Below are 12,917 nucleotides of genomic sequence, written 5' to 3'. Positions count from 1 at the left end.
TCATCTACCTCCTGTGGGATCGTGGGTGAGAAGTCTATTTTTCTCGGCTGATAAAAAGCCTAAAAGAAGAAGCCCCATTGCTTTACAAATTTTATTACGTGCATATTTGTGAATGTTTGAGCAATGATCTTCAAACCATTTTAAAAGGTGATTCTGTAAGAATCTCACATATAATTGATCATACGCAGGCTGCTCAAGCCTTTTCGCTAGTAAGTAACAAATAAATTCAAGCTCAATGCTCATATGGTCATCAGGCTCACTTTCATAGTTCGCCACCGCCAATCCGGCTTGCATGTAAAAATTGCGTACTTGTAACGTTTCCTTTTGCATTAACAGCTGTTCCACATTTCGATAGCTAGATTCGTAAGGGGAGGCAAGCAGCTCTCGCGGCCCAATGAACAATCGGGAAAAATCATACTTAAGGGACTCAAGATCATCACTATCAATAGTCTGTAAAATTGTGATGCCTTTCACAAAGTTATCGTTTTTAAAAGGAAGCCACTCGCTATTTAAAACACGCGCTACTTCCTTCCAATCTTGTAATCCATATGAAAGGGCCTCCCCTGAATAATAGCGTTGAAAAAAAAGAAATAACTGAAAATTCCTTTCCGCCTGCTCATTCTTTCGCTGAGTCATCCTGCATCACCTCATCCCTGCTATTCTTCTTCAGATCAGCCTTTAATTGGTCAAAATACAGTTGCTCCTCAGCAGTCAGCTTCATATTTTCTTCATTAATTGGATTCGGATTCCCTTCATAATTATCATTAGGCACCATTTGAATCTTTTCATTACTAGCTGCTTTCATATCGAGATGGGAACACCCCATTACACTCGCTATCGCCATAATACTAAAAACTACTGCGACCAAACTACGAATCTTCATACAATCGCTCCTTCCCTGTTACCAGAAGTATATCATCGCAGCTCAAAATCATCTGTGAACGAATTAGGAATGTTCAGTGACAGATTTACGAACAATTAGAAAAAGCGAAGAAGATAAGCTCCCAGGGAAAAACGCGGTCTGATCATTTAACGAGAAAATCTTATCTCAGCTTCTGAGGGCAAAATCAAATTTATTTTATTTTCAACTAAAGTCAAAAGGAGCCATCCGTGTGAGGCTCCTCTTGTACTTGGTATTCATAAGCAAGACGCTTTTCGTTTTTAATCTCATTGACTTTTTGTTGTCGTGAACATTAAAATATTCGCTTTTTTCCTTGTTCGTCTTTTAGAATTTCAACAGCTTCCATAAATCTTTGCGAGTGGATGATTTCCCTTTCTCTTAAGAAACGGAGACCATCATTTAAGTCAACATCATCACTCATATTAATGATCCATTGATATGTTGCCCGTGCCTTTTCTTCAGCAGCAATATCTTCATATAAATCTGCGATTGGATCCCCTTTAGCTTGAATATAAGTTGCTGTCCAAGGAACTCCTCCGGCATTTTCATAATATAGAGCATTATCATGGTTCGCATAATGGGCATCCAATCCTGCGGCTTTCATTTGTTCAGGAGTAGCATCCTTAGTCAGCTTAAACACCATCGTTGCAATCATTTCTAAATGGGCAAATTCTTCTGTACCAATATCGGTGAGTAGCCCGATAATTTTATCGGGTATCGTATATCGTTGATTTAAGTATCTTAATGCAGCAGAAAGTTCCCCATCGGCTCCGCCATATTGTTCGATAAGAAATTTTGCAAGTCTTGGGTTACATGTACTTACTCGAACGGGATATTGTAGCTTTTTTTCATATACCCACATTTAAATCAGCTCCCTTCCGTTCATTTTACTTATTTAGTAGCTCTAGCCCCGAGACATGGCTGCCGAGTTAAACTTGCCAAGGCCAAGGTGTATCATCCCAGTTCCAAGGCTTTCCTGAATAGCTATGGCCAAATTGCATGAGGGGACCAAATTGGCTTTCGAATAATTTGCTGATTTTTTTCCTTTCCTTTACATAATGATTAAATTGATTGATAGCATCTTCATCTTCATTATGGGTATTAAGGTATAAACTGAGTTCTACTAAGACAAAGTCTACAGTCTGAAGCTGTTCTAATAACTGATAGTATTCTGCTGGCATCTGCTTCATGCTGACATCACTCCCTTGCCTTTTCATATGGACTATACCAAGGATCGTAGAAAGCCTTCCATAAGGTTCCGGCCCTTAATGCTTCCATTGGAGTAAATTGCGGCAGATTTGGCGGCTGGAAGCCCATATAAAGATTCGGGGGCGTCGAAAACGTTTTTACACGAATCGGTTTACAGGGGTCAAAAGGGCTTACATATGGGTGCCAGGATTTTCGAAGTGTAAACATGCTGTCCCTCCTTCAATGTGTGTCATTCAATCTTATGAGTAATAGTCTGCTTTCATGTTAAATAAAGGAAGGGTAATGGATCTTTCCTGTCGAATTCCTTAGTAGGTAAAATAATTCTCTGGGGTGATACGAATGTTTGTAAAAAGCGTTATGATTCCTAAATATTCTAGTTATACAATTGATCATGAAACTTCAATTAAAGAAACCCTTGACAAATTAGAGAAGCATGGAATCGATGGATTGCCAGTTTTAAATGGTGACAACTATGCTGGAATAATTACTAGATATGGGATCTATGAAAATTACTTTACATCTAAACAAACAAAGGAAGATTATTTACAGAATACGAGGGCAAAAGACATTGCTACACATAAGGACCAATACCTTAGGGGGAATGAGATCTTCGAAAAAACTTTGCTGAGTTTGAAGGACTTTCCGCTTTTAGCTGTTCTTGATGAAAAGCAAAGGTTTTTAGGGGTCGTTACCCGTTTTGATGTTCTTGCCCAGTTTCAATCTGCATTCGGTATGAACAAACCAGGTGTAAGAATTGCGTTTACCGCCTCTGAAACAGAAGGCAGATTAGCAAGATTATCTGAGATTGCCCGTCAGTTTCATGAACAGATCATCTCAATTGTCACATTTGACGAAACAGATAAACTTGTACGCAGGATTGTTATGAAAGTAGAAAAGAAAGATAATATACAGAAATTCCTTAATAAGCTTGAAGACTCAGGGTTTCGAATTCTTAATGTTTATGAAGATTAATAGTTGTCCAGATTGAAAACTAAATCAAAGCAATAAAGAATAATCCTTCTCATACAATTGTTATGGGAGGGATTTTCTTGTTTCGTAAAATAGTTCAGCTTATAGCAGGTTTTATTTGTGGTTTACTCTTTATTGAGTGGTTTCCGGTTAGTGTTGCATCAGGGCTTACAGAAATTTTTGCTGCATGCATTTTGAGGCCAGTTCCTTTTTTTGCTTCCGCAATCGTGTTTATCGTTGGCTTTCTTACAAATGCCGAATTGATTGGCGAAGAAATCATCCTCACAGTTCAGTTATTTATGAAGCGAAAGACAACGGTATTTAATTTACTTTACTCTTTATTTTTTCTCGCAGGTTTTATCATTTTATTTCAAATAGGATTTTGGCAAACAGTTGTATTTTTCTGTTTTTCTATTCTTTATGGTATTATTTCTATAGATTTAAAGGAACTTAAACTAGCATAAGTCGAGATACAAGATTGCGGGGCAGGAGACAGTATGATATTTACCATTGTCATTATTTTATTATTAATCGGAGTAGGATTTATTGTATTTATGTATAAGGAAGCGAATGCAGATAGAGTCAGTTTAAATCATCTATCCTTTGAGAATTTTCCTGCAAGCTTTGGGGAAGTCAAGATTTTTTTCATTTCTGACATACATAAAAGAGTCGTTTCCGACAAAATTATTGAGGATGTCCGTTTATTGAAACCAAATATAGTTATTATTGGCGGCGACTTAGTTGAAAAAGGAGTTCCGCTTCAAAGAGTGAAAGAAAATTTAGCTAAGCTAAAAACACTAGGACCTGTTTATTTTGTTTGGGGCAATAATGATTACGAAGTAAATTTTCGGGAGCTGGATACGATATTTTTAGATTTTGGAGTTAAGGTTCTTGATAATACTGCAGTTTCCTTTGAATCTGAAACTGGGGATCAGTTCATTTTGTTAGGTGTTGACGATATGAGTAAAAAGCGCGATAGACTTGATCTCGCTTTACTTGATGCCGGTCAAACAGGCTTTAGAGTTTTAGTAAGCCACAGTCCTCAAATTATGAGTAAAATAAAAAAGGAACATCAAATATCATTAGTGCTAAGCGGTCATACGCATGGAGGGCAGATACATATTTTGGGCTACAGTCCTTATGAAAAAGGGGGTATAAAAAAACGAAAGGAAACGACATTATTAATAAGTAATGGTTATGGAACTACTGCTTTGCCATTAAGATTAGGGGCAAAAGCAGAAACTCATTTAATCACGATAAAAAATGGTAAGTGAAACTTCAAGCAGTGGGGGGTTTTCATCCCGTTAATCTGCGATAAATAGGAGGCTTAACCTTGGCTTCTCTTCAACATTGAGGTAAAGAGGCAATATAAGCGCATAGGGTAAATAACTTAGACGACTCACCATCCTTAGATTCTGTCATACACTAAATAAAAGAGTTGGTTCACGGCAGGGGGCAGTAACATGCGCTTAGAACGTTTAAATTATAACAAAATCAAAATTTTTCTAACTCAAGATGATTTATCGGAAAGAGGGCTAACGAAAGAGGATATTTGGAAGGATTCGATGAAATGGCATCAGCTTTTTCATGATATGCTTGATGAGGCAAGTGAAGAATTCGGGGTCGACATTCAAGGTTCTGTTGCAGTAGAGATTTTCTCCATGCAGGCGCAGGGAATGATTATGATTGTAACAATGGAGGATCAGAATGATGAGGAGCTCCTTCAGGATGGCTTCATTGAAATGCAGGTTATCATGGATAGCAGCGAGGAAATTTTCTTTGAACTAGAAGACTTCGAAAACGTTATTCAGCTGGCAAAACGTCTTGATATTTTAAACATTACAAACGCAAGCTTGTATGCCTATAAGAATAATTATTATGTTCATTTGGAAAACCAAAACCCAGACGATAAAAATAAACTTATAGCTATTATAGCAGAGTATGGAAATCCATCTATGATAAGTATTCATATGGTTGAGGAATATGGAACGGAAATAATTAAAGATCTGGCTGTTGAAAAGCTTATGCAGTTTTTTCAATAATAAAAGAAGAGGGAGAATTTTTTCTCCCTTATAATTATTAATTTACAGCTTTAAAATTATTAGATTTTCCTTAAATAACCAAAGTAAAAACGGTTACATAAAATTATCAAAAAATGCGGAAAAATACTACTTCTATCTTGCATAAATTAAACAAAGGTGTATACTATTGCATGGAAGCGGACAACAAATGATAGTGATTCTAGGAGGTTTACAAATGGTAGCCAATAATGGTACTGATACAACTAAAGAAGACAAGCTTGACGTGTTAAAGTCAACACAAACGGTTATTCATAAGGCTTTGGAAAAGCTAGGTTATTCTGATGAGGTGTTTGAATTATTAAAAGAGCCTCTTCGAATGATGACAGTTAAAATCCCAGTCCGGATGGATGATGGAACAGTTAAAGTCTTTACCGGCTACCGGGCACAGCATAATGATGCGGTTGGGCCTACAAAAGGTGGAATTCGTTTCCATCCTGGTGTTACTGAAAAGGAAGTTAAAGCTCTATCAATTTGGATGAGCTTAAAGTGTGGAATTGTTGATTTACCATATGGCGGTGGTAAGGGCGGTATTATCTGTGACCCTCGTAATATGTCTTTCCGTGAATTAGAAGCATTGAGCCGTGGATATGTACGAGCTATTAGCCAAATCGTTGGACCAACAAAGGACATTCCAGCTCCAGACGTATTTACAAACTCACAAATTATGGCATGGATGATGGACGAGTACAGCAGAATGGATGAATTTAATTCACCAGGCTTTATTACTGGAAAGCCATTAGTATTAGGTGGATCTCACGGCCGTGAGACAGCAACAGCTAAAGGGGTAACAATCTGTATTAGAGAAGCTGCTAAGAAGCGTGGCATTGAATTAGAAGGAGCTCGTGTTGTTGTTCAAGGTTTTGGGAACGCAGGAAGCTTCTTATCAAAATTCCTTCATGATGCTGGTGCAAAAGTAATTGGCATTTCTGATGCTTACGGTGCATTACATGATCCTAATGGACTTGATATTGATTATTTATTAGACCGTCGCGATAGCTTCGGGACAGTCACTAATTTATTTAATGATACAATTACAAATAAAGAGCTTTTAGAGTTAGAGTGTGACATTTTAGTTCCAGCTGCAATTGAAAACCAAATTACTGATGAAAACGCTCATAACATCAAAGCAAAAATTGTAGTTGAAGCTGCTAATGGCCCAACAACATTAGAAGCTACACAAATTTTAACTGAGCGCGGAATTCTTCTTGTTCCAGATGTATTAGCATCTGCAGGCGGTGTTACGGTTTCTTACTTTGAGTGGGTACAAAACAACCAAGGCTACTACTGGTCAGAAGAAGAAATTGCAGAAAAGCTTGAGAAGATTTTAGTTCAATCCTTTAATAATATTTATGAAACATCACAATCTCGCCGCGTAGATATGCGTCTTGCTGCTTATATGGTCGGAGTACGCAAAATGGCAGAAGCATCAAGGTTCCGTGGCTGGGTATAAAGTGAAACTTCATCCAGTGGGGTGTTTTTCCCCCACTGAATGTTAGTTGAACTTATCGGGCCTTTACGGGCAGTTGACTCCCGCCTATACTTCTACGATTCATCTTAAGTATAGAGGAGGGAGTTTTACTGCCCGTTAATCTGCGATAAGTTCAATAATTGAATCTTATTTAAAAATCTCCTATCATATTTGATAGGAGATTTTTTTATCGAAGGGAGTATAATAAATTGAAAGATGAAAAAGCGATTATTGTAGGAGGAGGTCCATGTGGGTTAGCAGCTGCGATTTCTCTTCAGGAGATCGGGATGAAACCGCTTGTGATAGAAAAAGGAAATATCGTTAATGCCATTTACCATTATCCAACACATCAAACCTTTTTTAGTACAAGTGAAAAGCTGGAAATTGGCGGAGTGCCTTTTATTACAGTTGATTATAAACCAAGAAGAAACGAAGCGTTATCCTACTACCGAGAAGTCGTAAAACGAAAAAACATCGCAATAAATGCTTATGAAAAGGTTATGTCAGTTATGAAACAAGAAAGCGGATTTTTAGTTATTACAGATAAGGATGAATACAGGTCGGAGAATGTAATAATTGCAACTGGCTATTATGATCATCCAAATTACATGAATGTTCCAGGTGAAAGCTTACCAAAGGTATTTCATTATTTTAAAGAAGCCCATCCGTATTTTGATAAGGATGTCGTAGTAGTAGGCGGAAAGAATTCGAGCGTGGATGCTGCATTAGAATTAGTAAAGGCTGGTGCAAGAGTAACGGTTATTTATAGAGGAAGCGAATATTCACCTAGTATAAAGCCATGGATCTTGCCTGAATTTGATTCCTTGGTTCGTAATGGAGTAATAAAAATGGAATTTAATGCCCATGTAAAAGAGATATTAAATGATAAGATTATATATACAATTAACGAAGACCGGTTTGAAATTAAAAATGATTTTGTATTTGCGATGACCGGTTACCATCCTGACCATCGGTTTCTGCAAAAGATGGGGGTCCAAATTGACTCAAAGACAGGAAGACCGATATTTGACAGCGAGACAATGGAGACGAATGTTGAAGGGATTTATATTGCTGGTGTCATTGCTGCAGGCAATAATGCAAATGAAATTTTTATAGAAAATGGCCGGTATCATGGCGACTTAATAGCGAAGGCTATAAAAAAAGACTGAGTAAAAAAAGAAATCGGCTAATTTGCCGATTTCTTTTTTTAATGTTCTTGACTTTAAATCTGAAACATTTCTTCCACTTCATCGCGGCTATTAGTTGTCGCTAGCCCAACGAGCAATTTAATGCGTGCCTTTTGGCCATTAAGACCATTGGAAAAAATCACACCTAAGTCTTTTAATTGTTTCCCTCCACCTTCATAACTATAAACATCTTGGGCAATTCCATTAAAGCATCTGGATACAATAACAACAGATATGTTTTTTTCAATAAGTGCCTTAATTCCTTCCACTGCTGCAGGGGGTAAATTACCTTGTCCTAAAGCTTCAATAACTACGCCGTGATAATTGAGATCTCGGATGGCGTATAGAAGTGTTGAATCCATACCAGCATGTGCCTTAATCAATGCTACGCGAGTAGAAACATCTTGAATATTATAATATTCATTATTTGTTGGAAGATGGTGAAAAAAAACACCTCTTTTTGTCACGATTCCGATAGGTCCATATTGAGGACTTTGGAAGGTTGAAACATTACTTGTATGAGTCTTCGTAACATTCTCTGCAGTATGAATCTCATCATTTAATACAACAAGAACCCCTTTATTTCTTGCCTCTTCACATGAAGCAACTTTAATAGATGTAATTAAATTGTAGAGGCCGTCTGCCCCAATTTCATTGCTTGACCTCATCGCACCTGTAACGACAATTGGAAGTGTTGTCTGAACCGTTAAGTGCAGGAAGTAGGCTGTTTCCTCTAGAGTGTCAGTTCCGTGTGTAATTACAACCCCAGAGATTTCCTTTTTCTCTAGGTAGCCATTAATTAAATCCTTCAGCATTAGCATTTCCACAGGAGTAATATGCGGGGAAGGAAGATGGAATGGCTCCTCAATGAAAATATCTGCTAATGTAAGCAATTCTTTCGTTTTTTCGGTCATTGGATTGCTCTCGGACGGTTTAACTGCTCCAGTAGAGGCATCTTCACTCATTGAAATCGTACCGCCAGTATGAATAACTAGAATTTTTTTCTTTTGCATTAGTAATTCCTCCAACTTTATAATTATCTAAATCTAATTTAGTGTAAAAAGTGTATATTTGAATGAAAGTTTACTATTTAAGAATTTTAACATTTTTTTAATTCCAATATTTGAAAATGCATTTTCTTTCTTCCTGCATCATGTTACGATAAAAGTGATGAAAAAATTGTACAAAAACTCATTGCTAATTGCGAAATTCAGCTTCCTATTGAGGAAATGTACCTCATTAAATTAATAGAAAAGAGGACGGTACATGCTTGGTATATTATCCGCGGGTATTGCCCCTGGATTAGCGCTATTAAGCTATTTTTATTTAAAAGATCAATATGACTCTGAGCCGGTCTTTACAGTGTTTAAGACTTTTATATTTGGAGCCATACTTGTTTTTCCTATTGCGTTTATTCAATATGTTCTGGAAACAGAGTACAATATTAATTCTAGCTTTATTAATGCGTTTCTTTCTTCAGGTATGCTTGAAGAATTTTTTAAATGGTTCATCCTTTTTTATGCTATCTATCAGCATGTTGATTTTGATGAACCATATGATGGAATAGTGTATGGTGCTTCTGTATCATTAGGGTTTGCTTCATTGGAGAACATTTTCTATCTTATATCCTATGGATTAGAGCATGCAATTGGCCGGGCCCTCCTGCCTGTTTCTAGTCATGCTTTATTTGGTGTCATTATGGGCTATTATATAGGAAAAGGGAAATTTTCAGCAACCTCTAAAGCAAAATGGCTTATACTTTCCTTCCTATTTCCTATGTTTCTTCACGGTACCTACGACTTCATTCTAATTACCCAAGAAAATTGGCTGATCATTATGTTCCCATTCATGATCTTTCTCTGGTGGCTAGGACTAAGAAAGGTTAAGAAGGCCAGGGAATTAAGTGCAAAACATATGGAAAACCAGCTTAACTTCTAAAATGAACTCTTCATTACATATATGAGGAGTTTTTTTATTGGGCAAAAATTAAAAGGGATTTGCATAAAAAACCAGCTACTACAAAATATAGAGATAATGTCATCAAGATTTACTTTGGAGGTTACGATCCATGAAAAAGAACTTGTTGTTTACTAAAGTAATTCTTATTGTCTCTCTTTGCATGATTTCACTTCCTATGAGTGGAAACGAGCAGAGGGCAACAGCTTTTTCCAATCAAGTCATTCAGCAAGGAGCTGTTGGAGATGATGTAATTGAATTACAGTCAAGACTGCAATACTTAGGGTTTTACAATGGAAAGATCGATGGGGTATTTGGCTGGGGAACGTACTGGGCTTTAAGAAATTTTCAATATGAATTTGGGTTGGATATTGATGGGATGGCAGGAGCTGAAACGAAAAATAAGCTCGTCAAGGCATCTAAATACAACCAGCAATTTGTAAAAGAGCAAATTTCAAAAGGCAATAAATTTACGCATTACGGGGGAGTAGACCTAGAAACACAAAAAAAACCAGCACCTGCACCTGCAAAGAATCAAACAACTCAAAAACCAACTGCAGCTAACATGCCCAACGGTTTTTCGCAAAATGATATTCAGTTAATGGCTAATGCTGTTTATGGTGAAGCAAGGGGGGAGCCATATACGGGGCAAGTGGCAGTTGCTGCTGTTATTTTGAACCGTGTAAACAGTGCAACATTCCCGAATACCGTATCTGGGGTTATTTTTGAACCAAGAGCGTTCACTGCTGTCGCAGATGGGCAAATTTGGCTTACTCCCAACGAAAAAGCTAAGGAGGCAGTTATAGATGCTATAAACGGTTGGGACCCAACTGGGAATGCCCTTTATTACTTTAATCCAGATACTGCAACAAGTCCCTGGATTTGGACCCGTCCACAAATTAAAAAAATCGGAAAACATATTTTTTGCAAATAAAGAGGTGATAGCTATTGTTTAGAGGAATATTAATTGGCGTACTTTCATTAGGTATAGCAGGAGTTGCATTTTGGGGCTACCAAGAGCATCGTGAAAAAAATGCAATCTTAATTAATGCGGAAAATAATTATCAGAGCGCCTTCCACAGTCTAACTTATAATATAGATTTACTGCACGATAAAATCGGAACGACCTTGGCGATGAATACCCGTAAATCTTTATCCCCAGCATTGGCTGACGTATGGAGACTTACATCTGAGGCCCATTCCTATGTTGGTCAGCTGCCGTTAACTTTATTGCCATTTAATAAAACAGAGGAGTTTCTTGCTAATATTGGTGATTTTAGTTACAGGACGGCGGTCAGAGATTTAGACAAGGAACCATTAACAGACAAAGAATATGAAAACTTAAAAAAATTATATTCCAACTCTGCTGAGATCCAGAATGAATTACGTAAAGTGCAGCACTTAGTGCTGAAAAATAATCTTCGCTGGATGGATGTAGAAATGGCGCTTGCTACAGGGAAAGAAACAGCAGATAATACCATAATTGATGGTTTCAAAACGGTAGAAAAAACAGTAGATGGCTACGAAGAAACGGACCTTGGTCCAACAAACGTCAGCTTAGAGAAGGAAGATAACAATTTTAAACACTTAAAAGGCAAGGGGATTTCAGAACAAGAAGCAATCAATATCGCTAAAAAATATTCCGGATTTAAAAATGATGTAGCAGTTAAAGTGACAGAAAATGGCGAGGGCTCGGATTACGGTTTTTATAGTGTGTCTCTCCTAGATCAGAGAACAAAACAGGAGGCCAACATGGATATTACTAAAAAAGGTGGATATCCAATCTGGTTTATCATCTCAAGAGATATTAAAAAACAAACAATTAGCTTGAACGAGGCAAGCAATCAAGCCCTTAAATTTTTGAAAGATAATGGATTTAAAGATTTAGAACTTTTTGAAAGTGCTCAGTACAACTATACTGGAGTCTTTAACTTCGTTTCAAAAAAAGATAATGTTAGAATTTATCCAGACTCCATTAAGGTGAAGATTGCCTTGGACAATGGGAATATTGTTGGATTATCAGCTGGAAACTATTTGCAAAGTAACCATGATAGAGTCATACAGAAACCGGCAATTTCCCTTGAAAATGCAAGATCAGATATAAATCCTCAAGTGAAAGTCATGGAAAACAGACTTGCAGTTATTGAAAATGATATTAATAAAGAGGTTCTCTGTTATGAGTTTCTAGGCACTCTTGGTGACGATACGTACAGAATCTTTATTAATGCAGAAACCGGCAATGAAGAACTTGTTGAAAAATTAAAAAATGCAGAACCAATATATGAAGATGTAATTTAAGGAAAGGTCATAAGCCTTTCCTTTTCTGTTTGTAATAAATGCGATGTACAAACACTAGTATACATGGCATAATTAAATGACAAGATTATCCTATTGAAGGAAAATGGATAGAGAAAGTGTGGTCAGCATGATAAAAATTGGTGATGTACTTTTTTTAGAGCCAAGACATTCTACTAATGTTGAGAAATACAAATGCAGAATTTTAGAAAAAAAAGACAATACTGTGTATATTGATTATCCGATGAATATGGAAACAAATAGAACCGTTTTTCTTATAGATGGCACTCAATTAAAAGGAACTTTTATATCTGGAGATGGGTCAGTTTACCTTTTTGAATGTGAAGTCCTTAGAAGGGTCAAAGGCGACATTCCAATGATTATATTATCCTATCCGGGAGCTGAACATCTTGTCAAGATACAGCGCCGCCAATTTGTCCGTATCGAGACAGGAGTAGACGTTGCTGTACGTCCGATAGATGGGGAGTTTGCCCCTTTTGTAACGGTAACAGATGATATAAGTGCTGGAGGAGCTGCTATCATTAATGACAAAAAGAGAACTTTGTCACCAAATATGATGATCCAGAGCTGGTTTGTTCTTCCGATGCAAAATGGGGATATTCATTATTTAAAACTTAAAAGTAAAATTGTTAGGATCGTTGCAGTCAATGAGTGGAAATCGCTAATCTCACTTCAATTTATCGATATTTCACAGTCTGACAGACAGGTATTGCTTCGATTCTGTTTTGACCGCCAGCTTGCGTATAAGAAAAAAGGTATAGAAATGTAAGTGATAGGAATAAAATATAAAAAATACTCGCATACTTTATATATAGTAAAAATGCGGGGAG

The 12,917-nt window shown here is 37.0% G+C and carries 16 protein-coding genes; 10 read left to right on the top strand and 6 right to left on the bottom strand.

The annotated features are described in order from the left end of the window. The 5 genes from RRV45_RS14195 to RRV45_RS14175 form a co-directional block, all read right to left on the bottom strand. Window positions 1-636, bottom strand: a complete 636-nt coding sequence (locus RRV45_RS14195) for a TorD/DmsD family molecular chaperone (RefSeq protein ID WP_315665343.1) — start codon at window positions 634-636, stop codon at window positions 1-3. Continuing rightward, the gene (locus tag RRV45_RS14190; RefSeq protein ID WP_315665342.1) at window positions 617-883 is read right to left on the bottom strand and encodes a hypothetical protein; all 267 of its coding nucleotides are present in this window, start codon (window positions 881-883) and stop codon (window positions 617-619) included. The genes RRV45_RS14195 and RRV45_RS14190 overlap by 20 nt, the downstream gene beginning before the upstream one ends. Window positions 884-1,193: 310 nt before the next feature. Next, complete coding sequence (locus RRV45_RS14185) at window positions 1,194-1,763, bottom strand: manganese catalase family protein (protein ID WP_315665341.1); 570 nt, start codon at window positions 1,761-1,763, stop codon at window positions 1,194-1,196. 67 nt (window positions 1,764-1,830) lie between these two features. Further along, a complete protein-coding gene (locus tag RRV45_RS14180; RefSeq protein WP_315665340.1) occupies window positions 1,831-2,091 on the bottom strand; it encodes a spore coat protein CotJB in 261 nt (86 codons plus the stop codon). A gap of 7 nt (window positions 2,092-2,098) precedes the next feature. After that, the gene (locus RRV45_RS14175; protein WP_315665339.1) at window positions 2,099-2,317 is read right to left on the bottom strand and encodes a spore coat associated protein CotJA; all 219 of its coding nucleotides are present in this window, start codon (window positions 2,315-2,317) and stop codon (window positions 2,099-2,101) included. Window positions 2,318-2,449: 132 nt separating this feature from the next. Here RRV45_RS14175 and RRV45_RS14170 point away from each other — a divergent pair, with 132 nt between their 5' ends. The 6 genes from RRV45_RS14170 to RRV45_RS14145 all read left to right on the top strand — a co-directional run bounded on the left by RRV45_RS14170 (window position 2,450) and on the right by RRV45_RS14145 (window position 7,797). Beyond that, entirely contained in the window at window positions 2,450-3,082 is a 633-nt protein-coding gene (locus RRV45_RS14170) for a CBS domain-containing protein (RefSeq protein WP_315665338.1), read from the top strand. Between the two features lie 77 nt (window positions 3,083-3,159). Continuing rightward, window positions 3,160-3,543: a hypothetical protein gene (locus RRV45_RS14165; protein ID WP_315665337.1), complete on the top strand. Its 384-nt coding sequence runs from the start codon at window positions 3,160-3,162 to the stop codon at window positions 3,541-3,543. Window positions 3,544-3,576: 33 nt separating this feature from the next. Continuing rightward, on the top strand, window positions 3,577-4,353 hold the full coding sequence (locus tag RRV45_RS14160; protein ID WP_315665336.1) for a metallophosphoesterase: 777 nt from the start codon (window positions 3,577-3,579) through the stop codon (window positions 4,351-4,353). Window positions 4,354-4,542: 189 nt separating this feature from the next. Next, on the top strand, window positions 4,543-5,121 hold the full coding sequence (locus tag RRV45_RS14155) for a genetic competence negative regulator (RefSeq protein WP_315665335.1): 579 nt from the start codon (window positions 4,543-4,545) through the stop codon (window positions 5,119-5,121). A gap of 214 nt (window positions 5,122-5,335) precedes the next feature. After that, complete coding sequence (locus RRV45_RS14150) at window positions 5,336-6,610, top strand: Glu/Leu/Phe/Val family dehydrogenase (protein WP_315665334.1); 1,275 nt, start codon at window positions 5,336-5,338, stop codon at window positions 6,608-6,610. A gap of 227 nt (window positions 6,611-6,837) precedes the next feature. Then, window positions 6,838-7,797 carry a YpdA family putative bacillithiol disulfide reductase gene (locus RRV45_RS14145; RefSeq protein ID WP_315665333.1) on the top strand — a complete coding sequence of 320 codons (960 nt, stop codon included), beginning with the start codon at window positions 6,838-6,840 and terminating at the stop codon, window positions 7,795-7,797. Window positions 7,798-7,850: 53 nt separating this feature from the next. Here RRV45_RS14145 and RRV45_RS14140 read toward each other — a convergent pair whose 3' ends face one another. Further along, window positions 7,851-8,828: an asparaginase gene (locus RRV45_RS14140; protein WP_315665332.1), complete on the bottom strand. Its 978-nt coding sequence runs from the start codon at window positions 8,826-8,828 to the stop codon at window positions 7,851-7,853. Window positions 8,829-9,081: 253 nt separating this feature from the next. Between RRV45_RS14140 and prsW the strand changes: the two genes are divergently transcribed. The 4 genes from prsW to RRV45_RS14120 all read left to right on the top strand — a co-directional run bounded on the left by prsW (window position 9,082) and on the right by RRV45_RS14120 (window position 12,856). Continuing rightward, on the top strand, window positions 9,082-9,753 hold the full coding sequence (gene prsW, locus RRV45_RS14135; RefSeq protein ID WP_315665331.1) for a glutamic-type intramembrane protease PrsW: 672 nt from the start codon (window positions 9,082-9,084) through the stop codon (window positions 9,751-9,753). Window positions 9,754-9,883: 130 nt separating this feature from the next. Further along, complete coding sequence (gene sleB / locus RRV45_RS14130; RefSeq protein ID WP_315665330.1) at window positions 9,884-10,705, top strand: spore cortex-lytic enzyme; 822 nt, start codon at window positions 9,884-9,886, stop codon at window positions 10,703-10,705. Between the two features lie 14 nt (window positions 10,706-10,719). Continuing rightward, the gene (gene ypeB, locus RRV45_RS14125; RefSeq protein WP_315665329.1) at window positions 10,720-12,069 is read left to right on the top strand and encodes a germination protein YpeB; all 1,350 of its coding nucleotides are present in this window, start codon (window positions 10,720-10,722) and stop codon (window positions 12,067-12,069) included. Window positions 12,070-12,172: 103 nt separating this feature from the next. Continuing rightward, the gene (locus RRV45_RS14120) at window positions 12,173-12,856 is read left to right on the top strand and encodes a flagellar brake protein (protein WP_315665328.1); all 684 of its coding nucleotides are present in this window, start codon (window positions 12,173-12,175) and stop codon (window positions 12,854-12,856) included. The last annotated feature ends 61 nt before the right edge of the window (window positions 12,857-12,917 follow it).

Origin of the sequence: Bacillus sp. DTU_2020_1000418_1_SI_GHA_SEK_038 (genome assembly GCF_032341175.1) — a bacterium.
GTDB lineage: Bacteria > Bacillota > Bacilli > Bacillales > Cytobacillaceae > Cytobacillus.
Note: the sequence above shows the minus strand (reverse complement) of the source record. Positions and strands in the feature narration are given on the sequence as shown.